The sequence below is a fragment of the Neobacillus sp. PS2-9 genome, assembly GCF_030915525.1.
GTDB lineage: Bacteria > Bacillota > Bacilli > Bacillales > Cytobacillaceae > Neobacillus.
The window spans coordinates 961,677-983,762 of record NZ_CP133269.1; the positions used below are offsets into that span (position 1 = coordinate 961,677).

Consider the following 22,086-nt stretch of genomic DNA (forward strand, 5'->3'; position numbering starts at 1 on the left):
AGTCCACAATACCGTAAAATTATTTTGAAAAATTCAATTGACAACCATTATCATTGGAAATAAAATAGTATAAAGATAAGTGAAAATGAGATTCATTATCAATTGAAATCCGTCAAGGAGGAATATCATGGGCAAAAATATATTACATAAAATTATGATCCTTCTACTAATAGTCGGATTTGGAGTACATAATCCAGCATTAGCTGCCGGGAATGCTAAAGAAGATATTTTGAAAGCTGAAGAATCGGTAGATGAGGCAATTGGCTATGCTACCGAAGGAAATCTTTCAGAGGCAGAGAAGGCATATGAACGATTTAATAAAACCTGGAGAGAAATTGAAGAAGGTATTAAAGCTGAATCAGCAACTGCCTATCGAGATATTGAATCAAATATGGGCAAGGTTGTTTATGCCTTTACGATAAAAAAACAGGATCAAGTTTTACAGGCCTTGCAAAATTTAAAGGCTGTTAATGTAAAAGTAGCTAATGGCGGCTATCCAAAAGAGGCGGGCTTTAAGAAAAAAGATATAACCTTAGAAGAATTTATTCTTTTGTTACAAAATACAAAAAAAGAAATTAAAAACGAAAAGCGAACTCAAGCCATTTCAAGCATTCAAAAGGCAAGTGATAGTTGGCTAAGCGTTGAAGGAATCGTAGTTGCACAATCTGCAAAAGTATACAGTGACTCGGAAAGAGATTTAGTTACGATCCAAGCAATGCTTACCGCTAATCCACCAAACTATGAGAAAGCAACTCAAACCATCGATAATATGGTAAATTACCTTACTCCTTTAGCGAGTAAATCTGAATACACGTATTGGGATGCGGCAATGATTCTCATTCGCGAAGGCTTAGAAGCTTTACTTGTAGTTATTGCTCTGATGTCTTTTGTGAAAAAATCAGGTCTGACAAAGGGGAAAGGCTGGATTTGGTCTGGAGTAGCAGCTGGTTTAGGTGTTAGTTTAATCCTTGCCCTGATTGTTAAGTTTGTTATTTCATCTGGTGCATTTGGCAATAACAACGCTCTAATAGGCGGATGGACAGGGGTATTTGCAGCAGTCATGTTATTGTACATGAGTTACTGGCTTCATAGTCAATCCAATATCGCTGATTGGAATCGCTATATTCGTGAAAAAAGTCAGACAGCAGTTACCACAGGCCGGCTTGTATCATTAGGTATTCTTGCCTTTCTGGCGGTATTTCGTGAAGGAACGGAAACAGTATTATTTTATATAGGGATGGCGAGTCAAATTAAGCTCCAATCTCTTTTAATTGGGTTTTTAATTGGTGCTGCCATACTTGGGGTATTAGCCTATTTACTAATTATTGTTGGTCTTAAATTACCACTTCGTCCATTCTTTATGGTATCAAGTGTCATCGTTTTTTATCTATGTGTTAAATTTACTGGAATGGGTATTCATAGCCTGCAATTGGCGGGATTAATCCCAACCACAAATTCACAAAATATCCCAAGTATAGATTTCTTTGCTTTATATCCAACATGGGAAAGCACGATCCCACAGGTCATTCTTGTCCTCGGTGCAGTTTTCATTATTCTATTTAAAAGATTAAAAACTAAAAATGTAATGACAGCAGCAGAAAATAATTAATAGAGAAAGTAGGATAAAAATTATGAAAAAATTAACATCAATGGTTGTAGCCTTTGGTCTTGGAAGTGCATTATTTTTAGCGGGATGTAGTTCTACTGAAAGTAAAGTATCTGATGGGGTAAATGAAATGCTAGAGACAACTGGGCAATTATCAAAAGCAATTGATAAGGGTGACCAAGCTAAGGTAAAGGAAGTTGGACCAAAATTGGAAGATCAATGGTCATCATTCGAGGATGACGTGAAAAAAGATAATAAGGATTTGTATGAGAAGATTGAAAAATATCTTGACCCAACGATTGCTGGTTCAGAGGCAGACACATTAGATAAAGATGCATTAAGCACATTGAACGATCAACTTACTGATGCTTTGAAAGAATTAGCAGATAAAACAAAATAAAAAGGTAGGAGGCTGACTTATAATAGTCAGTCTCTTTCTTATTTTGTAAGGAAATCTCCACATTTTCTGCATGAATTTATGTTATCGTTTAAATATAAATTTATTGCGATTAAAGGTGATCTAGATTGTACAGTTTATTGAGCAAGATAAGTGGAGTATTAAGTCAGCCGTTTTTTAACATCGCAAATAGCCTAGAATCGTGGCCAATTGTCTTTGCTTTAATCTTAGGGTTAGTAGGGGCCCTTGCTCCGTGTCAGCTTACTGGAAATATTAGTGCCGTAACCCTTTATGGGAATCGTTCTATTCAAAGAAATATAGCCTGGAAGGATGTCCTAAGCTTTACTTTAGGAAAAATAGTCGCCTTTTCGTTATTAGGTGCGTTGGTATGGCTGCTCGGTAGAGAAATTGAACAAAATCTAACCTTTTATTTTCCGTGGCTTCGAAAGATAATGGGACCTTTATTAATATTTGTTGGTTTATTTATGCTAGGGTTTATCAAATTGAGAGGAAATTTTCAGCTGTATAAAGGCTCAAAAGAATATAAACATGAAAACCCATTCGGTTCATTTATGCTAGGATTTAGTTTCTCACTTGCCTTTTGCCCGACGATGTTTATCCTCTTTTTTGTCACTTTAATGCCTGTCGTATTGGCTAGTCCGTATGGATTTGTTCTCCCCTCCGTCTTTGCCATTGGAACAGCTATTCCACTATTAATTTTCATTTTTATCATTTGGTACCTCGGTGGCAGCGGCGTGATTTTGAAAAAGGGAAGAAAGTTTGGTATGGTCATTCAATGGATTGCAGGTGGAATGATGCTATTGTTAGGTATTTTTGATACCTTGACTTATTGGTCTTTGTAATAAAGCCTTCACCTCCTGAAAGCTGTTTCCATTCCAGTTAATTCGATCCTTATCAGCGAAGGAAACTCACGATGGTATGAGTTTACTACTAACCTTCGTACAAAAATTACCTAAACAAATTCTTTAACACTCTTTATAGATTTTTTATTTTTATCCGTCCCCTTATGCCAATAGATAAATGTCATAAAAATGGTAATGGTAAATAGGAAATTAGCATGATATGATATTCTAAATATTGTAATTTAGTAGGAGGAATGTTGTTTTTGAAAGCGTTTATACGGTCCTTATTTATCTTTGTTCTGTTGTTTGCTAGTGTGGGCCCTTTTATTACCGGAAAGTCGGTTAAAGCTGAGGGGATAAGTGGTCCTATTAGTTTGCCTTTCAAACCGAATGACACAGCTATAGACCCAAATAAACCAGTAATTTATGCTACAAAATTGGGAAGCAAGACGATATATGCAGTGAATTTTTCCACTGGGGAAATTAAGACTCTTAATCTACCATATCCAGCTGAAAGATTAGACTTCAATAATAATAAGCTTTATGTTACTCAGCTAAAAATGAGTCATGATTCTTATAATGACGGGCCATTCTCTGGCGCCATTGCTGAAGTGGACTCTGCCACTTTTACGCTCAGCAGTGTTTTGGACATTAACCAAGATCCATATGATATCGCTGCTGATAATCAAGGGTTTGTATATATTTCACCTGGTTCCGGTCAGTGGGACAACTTAAAAGTATACTCCATGAAAGATAAAAAAGAAGTGGTCCAAACGGTAAAATATCCAGGTACAAACATCTATGAAAAAACCAATATCTTTTACAATGCAGAAACATCAAAAGTCTATGGCATTGATACTTCTCTTAGTCCACGAGATATTGAGGCTTTTGAAGTAGTGAATGGTACGATTCAAAATCATTATGATTCTCCTTATCATGGTGATTATCCACTAGATGTATCTGCGAAATTTTCTCCAGATGGTCAGTATATTTACAATACTGGTGGTACGGTCTTTGAGCTTGCTACCTATCAATCTGGGGATATGACTTACCGTTTTTCTTTTGGGAAAAAATATAATGATTACGAGTTTAGCATGCCGCTTGGTCTGACCTTTGCAGCGAGCACAACTAGTGGAATCGACGTATATCAATATGATACAAAAACGTACCTCTACTCATTAAGAAAAGATTTAAATGTTCAAAAGCTTCATATCCAGAACGGTGTTTTAGTCACGATTAATAAAGATAGCAACGGGAATTATTTTATTGAGACAATGAATGCGGATACGCCGCCATCTTCAGGTGTTCCCACTACTCCTGGTGTCCCTGACCCAGCGGGAACTCTTACTAACCTTGGATTTAAGCCAAATGATACAGCCATTGACCCGAATAGGCCTATTGTTTATATGACAAAATTGGGCAGCAAAACAATCTATTCAGCCAATGTGTCAACCGGTGAGATTAAATCCTTAGCCCTTCCATACCCAGCAGAGAGGCTGGAGTTATATAATAATAAGCTGTATGTCACACAACATAAAATGACTCATCAATATGTTGCTTCCACACTCATTGGAGCGATTGCGGAAGTAGATACAAAAACCTTCGCATTAACGAGAGTCATTGATGTTGATGCAGATCCGTATGATATTGCGATTGATAAAAATGGCTATATTTATATTGCTCCTGGTTCTGACCAGTGGGAAAACATGAAGGTTTACTCTCTGACAACAGGTGGGGAAGTACCTAACACTTATATTGCCAATATGCGTGCATGGTCTTATCTATATGCTAATCCTGAAGCATCAAAGATTTATTCTATTTCAACGGATACAAGCCCAAGAGATGTGGATGCTTTTGAAGTAGATAACGGAACAATAAAGAAGCACTATGATTCTCCTTATCATGGGGACTATCCTCTTGATCCTTTTGCAAAAATCACACCAGATGGCGCGAGCATGTACAATAATAGTGGTATTGTGTTTGATTTGGCGATATACCAATCAGGGGACATGACTTATTCCTTCCAATTAGGCAGAAAATATAATGATTATGAGTTTAGCTTACAGGACCAACTAACGTTTGCTGCTAGAGTTGATGGCGGAATCGATGTGTATCAATATAATACAAATAAGTATTTATACACGATTAAGCAGGATCTTACGGTTCAAAAGCTTCATTTTCAGAATGGGCAATTGATTGCTGTCACTACCAGCAGTGACGGAAAGTATTCTATTGTTAGTATTGATGCTAAAACAGTGGGTACAGTGGATACACCACCGAGCACTCCGACAGATCCGGGTACACCGACAGATCCGGTGACGCCTCCACCAGCCTCACCAGTAGGATGGCTTGAGGCTGCGACCCTTATTTGGAACGATGATATTGAAGATTTTGATTTTCATGATAACTTTTATGATGGTGTTACAAATGTGCCACTAGATAGTTTGTTAGGTTTTCATTTTGATTTGAATGTTGAGCTTGCTGACGAATCCCTAATAACAATAAAAGGACCAGAAGGTTATGTTGAAACATACAATGAGACATCTGATGATACCTTAATTGTTATACCTGATGTGCTGAAAGGCAGTACAACCTACACTTTAACGATAAAAAAAGAGGCGTTAACAGGACCTCAAGGCCAAAATTTAGCTAATGACATTATCATCAAGTTCAAAACAGCATCCAATTGGAAGCAGTATGATGGAAAATGGTATTACTATGATCCGGCGATCGGTGATTATGTGACAGGCTGGAAACAGGTTTCGGGAATTTGGTACTACTTCAATGCTGATGGCGAAATGCAGACGGGATGGAAAAAGGTTAAAAATGTCTGGTATTTCTTTGCGAATAGTGGTGCGATGAAGACTGGCTGGTTAAAGCAAGGCACAACCTGGTACTACCTTGATGGCAACGGTGCGATGAAAACAGGTTGGTTGAAACAAGGCGGAACTTGGTATTATTTGGCTGGCAGCGGTGCAATGAAAATGGGGTGGGTTCTCGTCGGCAAAAGCTGGTACTATTTTTACAGCAGCGGTGCCATGGCCTACAACACCAAAATGGGGGGCTACAAGCTTGGCCCAACAGGTGCAATGATAAAATAGTGTATAAGAAAAACCATATGAGCATGGCCTTTTGGACCTATGCTCATATGGTTTTTTCTTTTTTTCTTTATTTATCCACTATGTTTGGTAAAATGTTCAATATTAGTGAAACATAATATGAAAATATCAGAGGGGGAGTACTGTTGAAAAAGATAGTCAATCCAGAGGACAATCGATTTAGGATCGCGCATAGAGAAGCATGGATAGGTGTCATCCTTGTTCTCATCAATTTTATCTGGTGGTATGGCTTTGGCTATGGCCTTGGCTCCGGTAATGTTAACAACTACTCATACATATTTGGACTGCCTGCATGGTTCTTTTACAGTTGTATTGTTGGCTTTATTGTTATGGTCATACTAGTTGTTTTGACCATCAAATTTTTATTCAAAGATGTACCCTTTGAAGTGGAAGAGGGGGAGAGAAAGTGAACTGGCCCGTTATCACACCGTTGATTATCTTCTTATTAATTATTTTTGCGATTGGCCTTTGGTCAAACAAACGAGTCATTAAAACGAATTCATTCCTAGAGGAGTACTTTTTAGGGGAACGCCAAATGGGCGGCTTTATTCTAGCCATGACGATGGTTGCTACCTACGGAAGTGCCAGCAGCTTTATCGGTGGCCCCGGAATTGCCTATACACAGGGGTTAGGCTGGGTCCTGCTTGCGATGGCTCAACTGGCAACCGGTTATTTTACCTTAATGGTACTAGGAAAGAAATTTGCTATTGTCGCTCGGCAGTATAAAGCTATCACATTAATAGACTTCCTGAAGGAACGGTATAAAAGCAAAACAGTCGTGTTACTTTCTGCAGCAAGTATTATTATTTTTCTTTTTTCCTCAATGACAGCCCAGTGGATTGGTGGAGCCAGGCTGGTAGAAAGTTTAACAGGCCTTTCCTATACCACTGCATTATTGATTTTTGCCTTCTCTGTCCTTGTATTCGTGATTGTTGGCGGATTTCGAGCAGTTGCATTAACGGATACTGTCCAAGGCGTTGTGATGTTTATGGGGACATTGATTCTGCTGATCGCAACCATTAAGGCTGGTGGTGGAATCCCTAAAATTATTTCTGATTTAGCAGTAGAGAACCCAAACCTGATCAGCCCATTTGGTGCGCAGCATAATCTGACTCCGGCGTATGTTTCATCTTTTTGGATTTTAGTAGGGGTCGGTGTAGTTGGATTACCACAAATTACGGTGCGTGCGATGTCTTATAAAAATTCTAAGGCCATGCACAGTGCAATTATAATTGGTACTATTGTAGTCGGCTTTATCATGCTTGGCATGCACCTGATTGGGGTGTTTGCCCGTCCTGTTCTACCAAATGTAAAAATTGGTGATACCGTCATGCCGTTGTTGTCGATGAAGGTCTTGCCACCGTATGTTGCCGGAATTGTCCTTGCAGCTCCTATGGCAGCGATTATGTCCACGGTAGATGCCTTATTAATTCTTGTAAGCTCTGCATTAGTAAAGGATGTTTATTTAAATTATATCAAGCCACACGCAGGAGACGACCATGTAAAAAAGGTCAGCTTCAGTGTCACGGCGGTGATTGGGATTCTTGTTATCCTGCTTGCTTTAAGTCCACCTGATTTAATTGTCTGGCTGAATTTATTCTCGTTTGGCGGTCTTGAATCTGTCTTTATTTGGCCTGTAGTTTTAGGGTTGTATTGGAGTAAGGGGAATAAGTATGGAGCGATAACATCTATGATTGTGGGAATGGGGTCTTATATATTATTAGACCGTTTTCATCCAAATGCATTTGGCCTTCATACAGTGGTTATGCCGATTTTACTTTCATTTCTTTGTTTTGTACTAGTAAGCTTGATGACAAGTCAAAAAGAAGCAGTTCTTCAAATGAAGCATGAATCATAAGGTCCGCTGAATTTAATATTTTTGTTGCAATTTTGTTAATAAATTTCTAGAATTAATTAACAGAAATTTATTGAATGAGGTGTACCCATTGGTAAATGTTATTGAATACTTGTCGGCACTTATTTTGCCAGGGTTACTAGTCCTGCTTTTTACACGGGTTACTTACAATCGACTGATCGGCCTTGTATTAACGGTTGCACTGATTGCAGCCTCTGTATATAAAGGGTATACGAATACCTTCGTGTTAATTGTCATTGATGCTTTCTCATTAACCGCTGGTTTCTGGCTGGCGGCTAAAATGAAGCCAAGAGCAGTGAAGAAGACCTAGTAATCTGAATTAATCTCCGAAAGTCTGTCAGGAAAACTGGCAGGCTTTTTATTATATTGGCTCTGTTAAACTTGCCTGTTGATTTCCGCTCCAGGCACTTCGCTTTCCGTGGGTGTTTCGGCGGGCCTCCTCGGCGCTAGCGCCTGCGTGGTCTCCCCTGAACCATACTCCCACAGGAGTCTTCGTGCCTTCCGCTCCAATCAACAGGGTGTAAAAATCAGCACTGTTCTTTAACTCAGCCATTATATTAAATGAAAAAATAAAAAAACGAATACTAGTTCGCATATTGTTGGTTTGTTTTTGGGGTATTGTGGTAGAATGTTAATATGAAATTTTAGAGGATACACTTTCCAGCACCATCCCGATCAATAACTAGATTTTTAGCTGAAAAGTGATTTATTTGTACGGGAGGAAATCGTGTGAAAGACCAATTTGAATTAGTCTCAGCGTACTCTCCACAGGGGGATCAGCCGGAAGCGATTCGCCAGTTAGTCGAGGGCATTCGAAATAATAAGCGTCATCAAACACTCCTTGGGGCAACAGGAACAGGAAAGACGTTCACCGTTTCAAATGTGATTAAAGAGGTTAATAAACCAACCCTTGTCATTGCCCACAACAAAACATTGGCAGGACAGCTGTACAGCGAGTTTAAGGAATTTTTCCCGAACAACGCGGTAGAGTATTTTGTCAGCTACTATGATTACTATCAACCGGAAGCGTATGTGCCGCAAACCGATACCTTCATTGAAAAAGATGCTAGCATCAACGATGAAATTGATAAATTGCGCCACTCGGCCACTTCTTCTCTTTTTGAACGGAAAGATGTCATCATCATCGCCAGTGTCTCTTGTATCTATGGTCTCGGTTCTCCGGAAGAATACCGTGAGATGGTCCTATCGCTTAGAAGTGGTATGGAAATCGAGCGCAATCACCTGCTCCATCGCTTAGTCGATATCCAATATGAACGAAATGATATTGATTTTAAACGCGGTACCTTTCGGGTTCGTGGAGACGTGGTCGAAATTTTCCCCGTTTCACGTGATGAGCATTGTGTGCGCGTAGAATTTTTCGGTGATGAAATCGACCGGATTCGTGAAGTGGATGCGCTCACAGGTGAAATTATTGGTGAACGCGAGCATATCGCCATTTTTCCAGCCTCCCACTTCGTTACACGAGAAGAGAAAATGCGCGTTGCCATTCAGAATATCGAAAAAGAACTGGAGGAACGCCTTGAGGAGCTGCGAGCGGACAATAAGTTACTTGAAGCCCAGCGAATTGAACAGCGGACCCGCTATGATTTAGAAATGATGCGAGAAATGGGTTTTTGTTCAGGCATTGAAAATTATTCACGCCACCTTACCTTAAGGCCGGCAGGATCGACGCCGTATACACTGCTGGATTATTTTCCAGAAGACTTTCTCATGATTATCGATGAATCCCATGTTACCCTGCCACAAATCAGGGGTATGTTTAATGGTGACAAAGCAAGGAAACAAGTCCTCGTGGACCATGGTTTCCGTCTACCATCGGCTCTTGATAACCGGCCGTTAACCTTTGATGAATTTGAAAAGCATGTTCACAACGCCATCTTTGTTTCGGCGACTCCTGGACCATATGAATTGGAGCATACGCCGGACATGGTTCAGCAAATCATCCGCCCGACGGGACTCTTAGATCCAACGATTGAGATCCGACCGATTGAGGGACAAATTGATGATTTAATCGGTGAAATTCACGAACGTGTGAAGAAAAATGAACGTGTCCTTGTCACTACTTTGACGAAGAAAATGTCAGAGGATTTAACCGATTATCTAAAAGAAATCGGGATTAAAGTTCAATATTTACATTCAGAAGTGAAAACGCTAGAACGAATTGAAATCATCCGTGAACTGCGAATGGGGAAATATGACGTTCTTATTGGAATCAACCTGCTCCGTGAAGGTTTAGATATTCCTGAGGTGTCACTCATAACCATTCTTGATGCAGACAAAGAAGGCTTCCTCCGCTCCGAGCGCTCACTCATTCAGACGATTGGCCGGGCAGCACGGAATGCCAATGGACATGTCATTATGTACGCTGATCGCATGACGAATTCGATGGAGCTGGCGATTAGCGAAACAAGGCGGCGCCGTGCCACCCAAGAAGAATATAACGAAAAGCACGGAATAACGCCAAAGACTATTCAAAAAGCAATCCGTGATGTCATACGTGCGACACATGCGGCCGAGGAGCAAGAAGAGTACGCACCAGCCGCATCCTTCAGCAAGATGAACAAGAAGGAAAGAGAAAAGCTGATTGCTACGATGGAAAAAGAGATGAAGGCAGAAGCAAAGGCATTAAACTTCGAACGTGCTGCCGAGCTTCGTGACCTATTATTGGAACTTAAAGCGGAAGGATGACGTATACATGGCGATGGAGAAACTGGTTGTTAAAGGCGCCAGAGCCCACAATTTAAAAAATATTGATGTCACCATTCCGAGAGATAAGCTTGTAGTGTTGACGGGGCTTTCCGGTTCAGGGAAGTCCTCGCTCGCATTTGATACGATTTATGCAGAAGGGCAGCGCCGGTATGTAGAATCCCTGTCTGCTTATGCCCGTCAATTTTTAGGTCAGATGGATAAGCCAGATGTCGATGCGATTGAAGGTTTATCCCCTGCCATTTCTATCGATCAAAAGACAACAAGCCGGAACCCGCGCTCAACAGTCGGGACCGTGACAGAGATTTATGATTATTTACGATTATTGTTTGCAAGGGTGGGACACCCAACCTGTCCGATTCATCATATAGAGATTTCGTCTCAAACAATTGAACAGATGGTCGATCGGATCCTCGAGTATCCGGAACGGACAAAGATGCAAATCCTTGCACCGGTTGTTTCTGGGAGAAAAGGAACGCATGTAAAGGTCCTAGAGGATATTAAAAAGCAAGGCTTTGTTCGGGTCCGTGTGGACGGTGAAATGCTCGATCTCGGAGATGAGATTGAATTAGAAAAAAACAAAAAGCACTCGATTGAAGTGGTGGTCGATCGAATCGTGATCAAGGAGGGCATTTCTGCTCGAATTGCCGATTCACTTGAAACAGCGTTAAAGCTCGGTGAAGGAAAAGTTATTGTCGATGTGATTGGTGAGGAAGAACTGTTATTTAGTGAAAATCATGCCTGTCCGCTTTGTGGTTTTTCCATAGGTGAACTGGAGCCAAGGATGTTTTCCTTTAACAGCCCATTTGGTGCTTGCCCAGAATGTGATGGACTTGGTTCCAAACTCGAAGTAGATGTGGACTTAGTCATTCCTAACAAGGATCTGACGTTAAAGCAGCATGCAATTGCCCCATGGGAGCCGACAAGCTCGCAGTATTACCCACAGCTGCTTGAGGCAGTCTGTGATCACTTCGGGGTGGATATGAACACCCCCGTGAAGGATATTCCAGAGCATTTATTAGAAAAAGTATTATATGGATCCGGCCGTGATAAAATCTATTTCCGCTATGAAAATGATTTTGGCCAAATCCGTGAAGGAAATATCGAATTTGAAGGGGTCATCCGGAACGTTGAGCGTCGTTTCAAGGAGACAAGCTCTGATTATATCCGTGAACAAATGGAAAAATATATGGCTCAGCAGCCATGTCCAACCTGTAAAGGCTACCGCTTGAAAAAGGAAACTCTTGCTGTCCTAATTAATGGTCATCATATTGCCCAAGTAACCGACCTTTCGATTGAAGAAGCGCATCAATTTTTTTCTGAATTGAAACTGACGGAGAAAGAGATGCAAATAGCGAAACTCATTTTTCGCGAAATCAGTGAGCGCCTCGGCTTCTTAATCAACGTCGGTCTCGATTATTTAACGCTCAGCCGAACGGCTGGTACGCTTTCCGGTGGTGAGGCGCAGCGAATTCGCTTAGCGACGCAAATCGGTTCACGTTTAACGGGCGTATTATATATTCTAGATGAACCGTCGATTGGACTTCATCAGCGTGATAATGACCGTTTAATCGGAACGCTGCAGCAGATGCGGGACATTGGCAATACCCTCATTGTTGTTGAGCATGATGAGGATACAATGATAGCTGCCGATTATTTAATTGATATCGGCCCAGGTGCTGGCGTGCATGGCGGGCAGGTAGTTGCGGCCGGTACACCGGAAGAAGTCATGGCGGACCCGAATTCGTTAACAGGTCAGTATTTATCGGGTAAGAAATTTATTCCTTTGCCATTAGAACGCCGTAAGCCAGATGGGCGTTACATCGAAATAAAAGGCGCATCTGAAAATAACTTGAAAAATGTCAATGTAAAAATTCCACTTGGTATGTTTATCGCTATTACTGGTGTATCAGGTTCCGGAAAAAGTACGCTAATTAATGAAATTCTTCATAAGTCACTGGCACAAAAGCTTCATCGTGCAAAAACGAAGCCAGGCGAGCATAAGAGCATCAAAGGAATTGATTATTTAGAAAAAGTAATTGATATTGACCAGTCGCCAATTGGCAGAACACCGCGCTCCAACCCGGCAACCTACACAGGTGTCTTCGATGACGTGCGTGATGTATTTGCCGCTACGAACGAAGCAAAGGTCCGTGGATATAAAAAAGGCCGCTTCAGCTTTAACGTGAAGGGCGGTCGCTGTGAGGCCTGCCGTGGGGATGGAATCATTAAAATTGAAATGCACTTCTTACCTGATGTGTATGTTCCTTGCGAAGTGTGCCACGGCAAGCGTTATAACCGTGAGACGCTGGAAGTGAAGTATAAAGGGAAAAATATTTCCGATATTCTTGATATGACGGTTGAAGCAGCAGTTGAATTTTTCGAAAACATTCCAAAAATCAGCCGCAAGCTGCAGACGATATTGGATGTTGGACTTGGATATATTACGCTTGGCCAGCCAGCAACCACACTCTCCGGTGGTGAAGCCCAGCGGGTGAAACTTGCTTCAGAGCTACACCGCCGCTCGACCGGTAAGTCGTTTTACATCCTAGATGAGCCGACAACGGGACTTCATGTGGATGACATTTCACGTTTACTCGTTGTACTTCAGCGATTGGTGGAAAATGGGGATACAGTCCTTGTGATTGAACACAATCTCGATGTCATTAAGGCTGCCGATTTTCTAATTGATTTAGGACCTGAAGGCGGTGACAAGGGTGGAACTATTATTGCGTCAGGTACACCGGAAAAGGTAGCAGAAGTGCCTGAATCGTATACGGGCAAATATCTAAAGCCTATCCTCGAGCGTGATCGTTTAAGAATGAAAAAACAAATTGAAGATAAAAGTGCAGTAGAAGCTTGAAATGAGTAAAACAGCTGAAACCAGTTACAGGTTTCGGCTTTTTTTTTATGGGCTAAAATTGTGTTTGGCGGAATAACTTGGAAAATTGGCGGAATTCTGGCAAGAGTTGGCGGAAATAACTCCAAAAGTTGGCGGAATCTCAGATCAAACCGGCGGAATAACTCCAGAAACCGGCGGAATTCCCCCACATCACCTAATAAAAGTTCTGAAAACTAGTCACCTTTTCTCTTTTCTTACGTCTACTTATAGGTAGATTAGTTAGAATATTGAAACACTTTTGTGACATTGGTAATATATGGGAATAAAGGAGTTGAAATAATGATTATTCGTTCCATTGTCTATCAGGCGATATTGTGGTTAATTACAATATTTCTATTTTTAAGTCTCTTATTCTTACCGCGTACCACCTCCTATCAAACCGGAGCAGGGGGCATGTATACAGGCGCTGAATATAATTATTCCTTTGAGCAACATATGGTTCAATTCGAGGAATTTTTTCAATACATAAAAGATAACAAAGGACTTGGCACAGTGTATAACGGCTACTCCCTAACTACGAATATTTGGCGCACCTTCCAAAAAAGCATGCTCATCGTCATACCGGCACTACTCCTTGGTTTTTTCCTCGGAGTCGCAAAAGGAATTTTCGATTTCCGAATACGCAGCAAACGAGGGAAACTGTTTGGAGTAAGCACGACAAGATTCTTCCTCTCAGTTCCGGATCTATTTTTAATCATTGCCCTACAGCTTCTCATCATGGAAGGCTATGAAGCAGGAATCTTGCCACACATCGTAGTATACGGGAGTGACCAGATTAGCGTCGTTTTATTAGATATTCTTTTTCTAGCCATTTACCCGCTGTTTTACATAGCGAATATCACTTATTTCAGTATCCGTGACGAGCAGGGAATGGATTACATACGGACAGCATTTTCCAAAGGGACCTCTTCCTTTAAAGTATTATATCGCCATGTCCTAAAAAATTGCTTTGTGAAAATATTAAGCCATACCAATACGATTACGCTTTATACTCTATCAAACTTGTTTATAGTTGAGTTTCTAACAAACTATCGGGGAGCTGCTATCTTTTTCTATGAAACGGTAACCTCTCCAGAGTTCTTCCGAGTCGGAATGAATATAAAAATTCAGCTGTATCCGGCAGCGGGATATATTATTCTATTTACCGCTGTTATTTTTCTAGCGAAGGTTCTTAGTGAAATCGCCAGAGGAATGGTATCTCCGTTAGAAAGGAGGGGATCGGATTGAGGAATTATAAGCTGTGGATTAGCAGCATCTTTTTACTATTTTTATTGATTATTGTGTTTGCCGGCCCTTCCCTACCGTTTGTGGATAGTAAGTTAAAGCAAAATGGAGCCATAAAAACAGAGGAGGGGAAATTCTATCTGCCGCCGTTTCCTCCGATGGAAGGGTATCCGCTTGGGAGTAACCATGAAGGGGTCGATATATTAAGCCTTCTCGTGATGGGAGCAAAAGAGACATTGAGCATTGTTATCATGGTCGTTCTCATTCGCTATCTTTTAGCAATTCCGTTAGCTGTTGGCGGCTTTTATTCGAAATGGCTTGAAAAAATTCTCCAGGCCTGGCAGCAGCTTTTCTCCTTTATGCCGCCGATCTTTTTTGTTTCATTTTTCGTGACTTTGCCATTTATCTTTTTTGCCCCTGATCGTGGGTTTCGGGTGATAGTGATACTGGCTGTCCTGGAAACCGGTCGTGTCGCCGAAATCATTCTTCAACATATGAAGGAGACGAGGCGGAGGCCATATATTGAAGCCGGCATTGCCGCAGGTGGTTCGCCGTTTAAGATGTTTAAAAACTATTATTTCCCCGCAGTTATTCCCCATATCATTATCTTAATCATCAACGATATGGGAAGGGTGCTGTTCCTGATCGCACAGCTTGGCGTTGTCCATATCTACGTCACGCATAAATTTATGACGGTGGAGAGTGGCGCATATGAGGTCGTGAATACCTCGCTCGCTTGGCCAACAATGTTCTCGACCATTACGAAGGATATTTTTACATACGAGTGGATCCCCTTTTCTGTTATCGGGGCCATTGCCCTCACCATTTTTATCTTTAATATGTTTGCGGACGGCATGCAGAGGTTTTTTGAAAGGAAATATCGGACGTTTCGATCAGATTTATAGAAACTTTTTTCCTTTCCATTCGTACATAGAGGTAAGAGGTGATGTACGAAGTGGAAACTAGAAAGGTTCTATCAAGCTTGTGTTATTTCAGTATTTTTTTTGCTGGATTTATTTTTCCGCTTGTGGTGTATTTTGCCAGCGGTGATCAAGGAACAAAAGCGCATGCTAAAAAATCGTTATTCTCACATCTAATCCCGCTCATTCTAATGCCGGTTGTTGTGATTGCTGTCCTGAATGATTCTGTCAACATCCAAAATGAGATTCCTATTTTTACAATCATTAGCATAGTCGCTCTTGCAATCACCGGAATCGCTGTCACAATCTGGAACATTGTAAAAGGCGTAAAGGTATTACTTGCTGAATAAGCTTTAAGAGGGAAAAATTATGAGGCTGAGGTGGAAACCATGAAAGAGGAAAGAATCAGAATTTTAAAAATGGTGGAAGAAGGCAAGCTGAAGGTGGAGGAAGCTTTAACGTTGCTTGAGGAATTAGAAAAAGCGCAGCAGACGATGGAGCAGAAGCAGGAGCAAATGGTGAATGAACTGTCGACTGCTGTTCAATTTGAGGAAGCACAAAAGGAAGAAGCGTTTCAAGCGAAGTATCAATCCACAAAGGATAAAATTTTTGACTTTGTTGATTCCGCTTTGAAAAAGCTCAAGGACTTTGATTTTGATTTGAACTTTGGCCAATCTGTTGATATTTCTCATATTTTTCAGCATGGGGATGCCGCCATGAAGGATATAGATATTGATGTGGCTAATGGCACCGTTAAAATCGCTGCTTGGGATCAACCTGATGTACGAATTGAATGTCAGGCCAAAGTGTATCGTGTGGAAAACCAAGACCAGGCACGTCAAAACTTCCTTCGTGATGTACACTTTTCAATTGAGAATGAGAAGTTACGTTTCACGACCCAGCAAAAATGGATGAAGGTCGATGCAATCATTTTTGTTCCAAAGGCTCAATATGATCGGATCCGAATTAGGATGTTTAATGGTACGGTAGTAGGAGAAGAGATGAATGTGGGTGACCTTCGTGTAAAGACCGCTAATGGAAAAATAACGCTGAATCAGTTGAACGGAAAGAAAGCGGAATTGGAAACAGCCCATGGGAAAATTAAGGTCAACCGCAGTGTGCTCGATGAACTTGAAGCAGAAACCATACATGGAGCAATTATGGTAGAGGGTGATTTTAAGAAGGTTGAAACGCAATCCTTTAACGGTAATATTAGTTATAAGGTACGAGGAAATCGTTCTGAATGGATTCAAGCAAAAGCGATCACGGGTGGCATAGAGGTCTTTATTCCAGAGGGAATCCCTGTTAATGGTGAGTTGAAAACAAATTTAGGTGGGTTTCATGTGAACCTCGTTGGCGTTCAGGTGCTCGAAGAAAAAACGGAAATGATTCAAAAGTCACTTCGCTTTCAATCGGTCAATCATCCTGATAAAATGATGAGAATCTATGCAGATACAAAAACAGGTTCCATTACGATCCACAAATCACTTGAAGAATAAGTAGGAGATTTTAAATTATGAGATGGCTGATAGGATGTTTAATTAATGCAGTTTTGTTCATGGCACTTGCTGGCTATTTTCATGAAAGCTTTCAATTGACAGGATTTTGGGCCGCCATTCAAGCGAGCATTTTATTATCCATCTTAAATGTTCTGGTGCGACCGCTTTTAATTTTATTTACATTACCTGTAACCATCTTTTCGATGGGGCTTTTCTTGTTTGTGATCAATGCCATCACACTTGAATTAACCGATTATCTAATGGGTGAAGCATTTGAGATTCAAGGCTTCGGTATGGCACTATTCTTTGCCGTTATGATGTCTCTTGTAAATATTATCATTCATAAAACCATCTTAGATCCATCTAGGAAATCAAAGGATAAATGAGGGTGCAACTTTGCACCCTTTTTTTATTGTAGAGGAAACTATAAGAAGGTACTAGTTTGGATAAATAGACTAGTTGTCTGAATCTAGCTCCAGCGCCTAGCCCCTCGGGTCAAATAACCTTCGGCAAAAATAGTCAAAGGGCGGACTTTTCCGCCGAAGAACATTTGCCTGTCGGGCTGAACGAGGCGCTTCCGCTTTTTGTTCTTTGGTTCTTTTTCAAAAAATGCTAAAATAGGAGGTAATGAAATTTTTTGTATTATTTGTGAACTGTCGTTTATGAATAATGCCATTCAATGAGGAGGAAGCTACTTGCCAAAAGTACGCACGATAGACATAGTAAAGAAATTTCAGCTTGAATTGGTCAGTGGTGAAGAGGGAATCAATCGTCCCATTACTACGAGTGATATATCGCGTCCAGGTATCGAAATTGCCGGGTATTTTGAATTTTATCCAGCGGAGCGCATTCAACTTTTAGGAAAAACGGAGCTATCCTTTTTCGAAGAGCTTTCTGAGAGTGAGCGAGTTTCTAGAATGGAGAGGTTATGTACGGATATCACTCCAGCTATTATCGTCACTAGAGATATTGAAGTTCCTGTGGAATTAATTGAAGCCTCGGAACGGGAATCAGTGCCTGTCTTAAGGACAAGCATGAAAACCACCCGCTTCTCCAGCCGCTTAACGAACTTTTTAGAAAGTAAGCTGGCTCCAACCACAGCCGTCCACGGTGTGTTAGTGGATGTGTATGGAATTGGTGTATTGATTACCGGTAAAAGTGGCGTAGGTAAAAGTGAAACGGCGCTAGAGCTAGTAAAGCGCGGCCATCGCCTTGTTGCTGATGATTGCGTCGAAATTCGCCAAGAAGACCAGGATACATTAGTAGGTACCTCCCCAGAGTTAATTGAACACCTATTAGAAATCCGTGGCTTAGGAATTATCAATGTTATGACCTTATTCGGTGCTGGTGCAGTACGTAGCAACAAACGAATTACACTCATCATGAATTTAGAAATCTGGGATGCGAAAAAGCAATATGACCGCCTTGGTTTAGATGAAGAGAAAATGAAGATTATTGATACGGAAGTGACAAAGATGACCGTCCCTGTCCGTCCTGGAAGAAACTTAGCTGTAATCATCGAAGTAGCAGCGATGAATTTCCGACTAAAAAGAATGGGTGTAAACGCAGCACAGCAATTTACAGATCGCTTATCAGATGTGATTGAAGACGGAGAACACGAAGATATTTAAAGGGTAAAGGAGAGAGAGAGATGAACGAAACGATTCAACCGCTAAATCCGATTGCCTTTTCACTAGGACCAATCGATGTGCATTGGTACGGGATTATCATCGGTTCCGGTTTGGCATTAGCGTTATTCCTTGCGATTAGAGAAGGGGATCGCCGAGGATTGCCGAAGGATACATTTGCCGATTTAATGCTTTGGGCGATCCCGATTGCGATTATTTCGGCACGCATTTATTATGTTATTTTTGAATGGAAGTATTATATTAAACATCCGATTGAAGCCCCACAGATTTGGAATGGCGGTATCGCGATTCACGGTGCACTGATTGGTTCGGTCATAACAGCCTATGTATTTTCGAAAAAGCGCGGGATCTCCTTTTGGAAAATTGCAGATATCGCTGCACCAAGTATTATTCTTGGACAGGCAATTGGCCGCTGGGGTAACTTTATGAACCAGGAAGCACATGGTGGAGAAGTCACCAGGGCATTCCTAGAGAACCTGCACTTACCAGAGTTTATTATTAATCAGATGTATATCGATGGAACATATTACCACCCAACATTCTTATATGAATCCATTTGGGATTTTGTTGGCTTCTTCCTATTAATTTTACTTCGTCGGGTAAATTTCCGTCGTGGAGAGCTTTTCCTTTCCTATGTAATTTGGTATTCCATTGGCCGCTTTTTCGTGGAGGGAATGCGAACAGACAGTTTGATGCTTGGAAGTCTCCGAATGGCGCAAACGATTTCGATTGCTCTTGTAGTTGGGTCCTTGGCTATTTTAATTTATCGCCGAAAGAAGAAACTTGCAGAGACGCATTATTTAGATCAAGCAAATTAAATTATAGAGACTAAATTGGCAAAGGAGTATAGGGGAATGCTATTAAGCTCATTAAAAAAGGGGCTGCTGGTTGGCTTAAAGACAACATGGACCTTAGGGAAAATTATATTCCCCGTTACCTTGATTGTGGCAGTGCTGCAGTATACACCTGTACTGCCCTGGGTCATAAAATTGGTATCCCCGCTCATGAAGCTTATTGGTTTGTCCGGGGATGCCGCCATTCCGCTTGTTCTAGGGAATTTTCTCAACTTATATGCGGCGATTGGCGCGATACTCACGCTAGATTTCTCGGTAAAAGAAGTGTTTATTTTAGCCGTCATGCTATCTTTTTCACATAATTTATTCATCGAATCTAGTGTGGCCATGAAAGCAGGGGTAAAGCTGTGGGTGGTTCTTGTAACAAGACCAGGGCTCGCCCTTCTTTCAGCGGCAGTCATCAATCTTGTCTGGCATGGGGGCGGAGAGAAGGCACAGTATGGTTTAATTGAGTCAAATACCGTACACGCAGATGGGGTAACTGGAATTATTTTGGAGGCTGTTCAAAAAGCAGGACTCGGTATTTTACAATTAGCGATGATTGTCATTCCGCTTATGGTTGTTATTCAGATATTAAAAGATTTACAGTGGTTAAATCGCTTTTCAAAAACAATGGCTCCAGTCACGAGAACCCTTGGTATGAAGGAAAATACCTCAACCACGATGGCGGCCGGCCTATTATTCGGTTTAGCCTATGGGGCAGGTGTGATGATCCAGGCGGTGAAAGAGGATGGAGTCAGCAAGAAGGATATCACACTAGCCTTTATTTTTCTCATGGCCTGCCATGCCGTTGTGGAAGATACATTGATCTTTGTTCCGCTCGGTATTCCAGTATGGCCGTTATTCTTAATCAGACTGGGTGTGGCCATTGTGTTAACCCTAATAGTTGGAACCATTTGGACGCGCTCGGGACTAGTGAAAAGAAAGGAAGCTACCTATGACTAACAAAATTACAACCGTTCTTTTTGATTTAGATGGAACACTAATTGATACGAATGAATTAATTATCACCACTTATTTGCATACCCTTGAAAAATATTATCCAAGCAAGTACCAGCGAGAGGATGTTCTGCCGTTCCTCGGACCTACATTGCATGAGGTGTTTGGCAACATGGACCCTGACCGGGTGGAAGAAATGGTCTCAGAATACCGTGCCTTTAATATTGCCAATCATGATGAACTTGTAAAGGAATTCGTTGGTGTAAAGGAAACGGTTCAAACGTTGAAAGAGCGTGGGTATAAGATGGGGATTGTTACTACTAAACGTCATGATGTGACACTTAAAGGGCTGCGGTTGATGGAACTAGAAGACTACTTTGAAGTGATTGTGGCCTATGATCATGTAGAAAAAGTGAAGCCTGACCCAGAACCGATTTTCAAGGCTCTTGAACAGTTGGGCTCGACGCCTGAAGAATCAATCATGGTGGGGGATAATTTCCACGATATTTTGGCTGGGAAAAATGCGGGCACGGCTACAGCTGGTGTGGCATGGTCCATTAAAGGTAGAGAATACGTGGCGAAGTATGAACCAGATTATATGCTAGAGAACATGAAGGATTTATTAACGATTCTCGGAGAGTGAGAAACATGAGGAATACGACCCGCTATCCTGTTGAAGGTGCGAACTCCTTATGGCATGTCTACAAGACCGTGCCATTTTGGAAGGTAGTCAGAAACTTTATCGTAATACAGTTGGCGCGTTATACGCCATTTCTGGGAATAAAAAATTGGCTGTATCGTACCTTCCTAGGAGTTAAGGTGGGTGAGCAAACCAGTTTTGCACTCATGGTGATGCTAGATGTCATGTTCCCAGAAAAAATCAGCGTTGGGCGCAACACTGTGATTGGTTATAATACGACTATCCTGGCTCATGAGTATTTAATTAAGGAATACCGGCTGGGTCCCGTAACGATTGGGAGTGAGGTCATGATTGGTGCGAACTCTACGATTATGCCCGGGATTACGATTGGTGATGGAGCCATCGTGTCAGCGGCAACACTAGTGCATAAAGATGTTCCAGCTGGTGCGTTCGTTGGCGGAAACCCGATGCGGGTCATTTATACAAAGGAAGAGCTGGCCGAGCGCTGGGCCGATGATCCGATTTATGGTCAAAAATAATACATGTGTAAGCCTAGTTTAACGACTGGGCTTTTTTTATGGAAAAAATTCAGCTGGGAATGAGAGGTTTGGCGGAATAAATGGGAAAAGTGGCGGAATCTCGCCACAAGTTGGCGGAATAAATAGGAAAGTTCGCGGAATTCAGTCCCGAATTGGCGGAATAAATGATAAATTCGGCGGAATGTTGTACTTAGTTCACTGAATAAATTTGCTTCATGGTGGATTAATCCAATAACTGGGGTAAAATAATCACAAACTGTACTTGTTTTCCAGAAAGTAGAACACTTTTTCATTGACGAACAGTATGACTAGAGGTAAACTACTAATAACTT

General features: G+C 41.3%; 19 protein-coding genes. All 19 read left to right on the plus strand.

What is annotated here, in order from left to right; translation table 11 throughout:
• Positions 1-127: 127 nt before the first annotated feature.
• The 19 genes from RCG25_RS04625 (at position 128) to RCG25_RS04715 (ending at position 21,754) form a co-directional block, all read left to right on the plus strand.
• The gene (locus RCG25_RS04625; RefSeq protein WP_308082515.1) at positions 128-1,609 is read left to right on the plus strand and encodes an FTR1 family iron permease; all 1,482 of its coding nucleotides are present in this window, start codon (positions 128-130) and stop codon (positions 1,607-1,609) included.
• Between the two features lie 22 nt (positions 1,610-1,631).
• On the plus strand, positions 1,632-2,006 hold the full coding sequence (locus tag RCG25_RS04630) for a hypothetical protein (RefSeq protein ID WP_308082516.1): 375 nt from the start codon (positions 1,632-1,634) through the stop codon (positions 2,004-2,006).
• Between the two features lie 125 nt (positions 2,007-2,131).
• On the plus strand, positions 2,132-2,866 hold the full coding sequence (locus RCG25_RS04635; protein WP_308082517.1) for an urease accessory protein UreH domain-containing protein: 735 nt from the start codon (positions 2,132-2,134) through the stop codon (positions 2,864-2,866).
• Positions 2,867-3,129: 263 nt separating this feature from the next.
• Positions 3,130-5,967 (plus strand): hypothetical protein, encoded by a 2,838-nt coding sequence (locus tag RCG25_RS04640; protein WP_308082518.1) that lies wholly within the window; start codon positions 3,130-3,132, stop codon positions 5,965-5,967.
• A 143-nt stretch (positions 5,968-6,110) separates the two neighbouring features.
• On the plus strand, positions 6,111-6,395 hold the full coding sequence (locus tag RCG25_RS04645) for a YhdT family protein (protein WP_308082519.1): 285 nt from the start codon (positions 6,111-6,113) through the stop codon (positions 6,393-6,395).
• Positions 6,392-7,843 (plus strand): sodium/pantothenate symporter, encoded by a 1,452-nt coding sequence (gene panF, locus RCG25_RS04650; protein ID WP_308082520.1) that lies wholly within the window; start codon positions 6,392-6,394, stop codon positions 7,841-7,843. Before RCG25_RS04645 ends, panF begins: the two co-directional genes overlap by 4 nt.
• An 88-nt stretch (positions 7,844-7,931) precedes the next feature.
• On the plus strand, positions 7,932-8,171 hold the full coding sequence (locus tag RCG25_RS04655; protein WP_308082521.1) for a DUF2198 family protein: 240 nt from the start codon (positions 7,932-7,934) through the stop codon (positions 8,169-8,171).
• 419 nt (positions 8,172-8,590) lie between these two features.
• The gene (gene uvrB / locus RCG25_RS04660; protein WP_308082522.1) at positions 8,591-10,570 is read left to right on the plus strand and encodes an excinuclease ABC subunit UvrB; all 1,980 of its coding nucleotides are present in this window, start codon (positions 8,591-8,593) and stop codon (positions 10,568-10,570) included.
• Between the two features lie 7 nt (positions 10,571-10,577).
• On the plus strand, positions 10,578-13,451 hold the full coding sequence (gene uvrA, locus RCG25_RS04665) for an excinuclease ABC subunit UvrA (protein ID WP_308082523.1): 2,874 nt from the start codon (positions 10,578-10,580) through the stop codon (positions 13,449-13,451).
• Between the two features lie 318 nt (positions 13,452-13,769).
• Positions 13,770-14,717, plus strand: coding sequence for an ABC transporter permease subunit (locus RCG25_RS04670; protein WP_308082524.1), 948 nt, complete (start codon positions 13,770-13,772; stop codon positions 14,715-14,717).
• Positions 14,714-15,619: an ABC transporter permease subunit gene (locus RCG25_RS04675; RefSeq protein ID WP_308082525.1), complete on the plus strand. Its 906-nt coding sequence runs from the start codon at positions 14,714-14,716 to the stop codon at positions 15,617-15,619. The genes RCG25_RS04670 and RCG25_RS04675 overlap by 4 nt, the downstream gene beginning before the upstream one ends.
• 50 nt (positions 15,620-15,669) lie before the next feature.
• Positions 15,670-15,984 (plus strand): magnetosome magnetite crystal formation protein family, encoded by a 315-nt coding sequence (locus tag RCG25_RS04680; RefSeq protein WP_374121034.1) that lies wholly within the window; start codon positions 15,670-15,672, stop codon positions 15,982-15,984.
• A gap of 39 nt (positions 15,985-16,023) precedes the next feature.
• A complete protein-coding gene (locus tag RCG25_RS04685) occupies positions 16,024-17,133 on the plus strand; it encodes a DUF4097 family beta strand repeat-containing protein (protein WP_308082527.1) in 1,110 nt (369 codons plus the stop codon).
• Positions 17,134-17,150: 17 nt separating this feature from the next.
• Positions 17,151-17,519 carry a phage holin family protein gene (locus tag RCG25_RS04690; protein ID WP_308082528.1) on the plus strand — a complete coding sequence of 123 codons (369 nt, stop codon included), beginning with the start codon at positions 17,151-17,153 and terminating at the stop codon, positions 17,517-17,519.
• 309 nt (positions 17,520-17,828) lie between these two features.
• Entirely contained in the window at positions 17,829-18,764 is a 936-nt protein-coding gene (gene hprK / locus RCG25_RS04695; RefSeq protein WP_308082529.1) for an HPr(Ser) kinase/phosphatase, read from the plus strand.
• A 20-nt stretch (positions 18,765-18,784) separates the two neighbouring features.
• Entirely contained in the window at positions 18,785-19,600 is an 816-nt protein-coding gene (gene lgt, locus RCG25_RS04700; RefSeq protein ID WP_308082530.1) for a prolipoprotein diacylglyceryl transferase, read from the plus strand.
• Between the two features lie 36 nt (positions 19,601-19,636).
• Positions 19,637-20,581, plus strand: a complete 945-nt coding sequence (locus RCG25_RS04705) for a nucleoside recognition domain-containing protein (RefSeq protein WP_308082531.1) — start codon at positions 19,637-19,639, stop codon at positions 20,579-20,581.
• On the plus strand, positions 20,574-21,218 hold the full coding sequence (gene ppaX / locus RCG25_RS04710; protein WP_308082532.1) for a pyrophosphatase PpaX: 645 nt from the start codon (positions 20,574-20,576) through the stop codon (positions 21,216-21,218). The genes RCG25_RS04705 and ppaX overlap by 8 nt, the downstream gene beginning before the upstream one ends.
• Before the next feature lie 5 nt (positions 21,219-21,223).
• The gene (locus tag RCG25_RS04715; RefSeq protein WP_308082533.1) at positions 21,224-21,754 is read left to right on the plus strand and encodes an acyltransferase; all 531 of its coding nucleotides are present in this window, start codon (positions 21,224-21,226) and stop codon (positions 21,752-21,754) included.
• Positions 21,755-22,086: the final 332 nt, after the last annotated feature.

Coding starts and splice junctions, on each gene's coding strand:
- lgt (WP_308082530.1), top strand. CDS start 18,785: ATGAACGAAACGATTCAACCGCTAAATCCGATTGCCTTTTCACTAGGA.
- RCG25_RS04685 (WP_308082527.1), top strand. CDS start 16,024: ATGAAAGAGGAAAGAATCAGAATTTTAAAAATGGTGGAAGAAGGCAAG.
- ppaX (WP_308082532.1), top strand. CDS start 20,574: ATGACTAACAAAATTACAACCGTTCTTTTTGATTTAGATGGAACACTA.
- RCG25_RS04630 (WP_308082516.1), top strand. CDS start 1,632: ATGAAAAAATTAACATCAATGGTTGTAGCCTTTGGTCTTGGAAGTGCA.
- RCG25_RS04715 (WP_308082533.1), top strand. CDS start 21,224: ATGAGGAATACGACCCGCTATCCTGTTGAAGGTGCGAACTCCTTATGG.
- RCG25_RS04705 (WP_308082531.1), top strand. CDS start 19,637: ATGCTATTAAGCTCATTAAAAAAGGGGCTGCTGGTTGGCTTAAAGACA.
- RCG25_RS04690 (WP_308082528.1), top strand. CDS start 17,151: ATGAGATGGCTGATAGGATGTTTAATTAATGCAGTTTTGTTCATGGCA.
- RCG25_RS04670 (WP_308082524.1), top strand. CDS start 13,770: ATGATTATTCGTTCCATTGTCTATCAGGCGATATTGTGGTTAATTACA.
- RCG25_RS04625 (WP_308082515.1), top strand. CDS start 128: ATGGGCAAAAATATATTACATAAAATTATGATCCTTCTACTAATAGTC.
- uvrA (WP_308082523.1), top strand. CDS start 10,578: ATGGCGATGGAGAAACTGGTTGTTAAAGGCGCCAGAGCCCACAATTTA.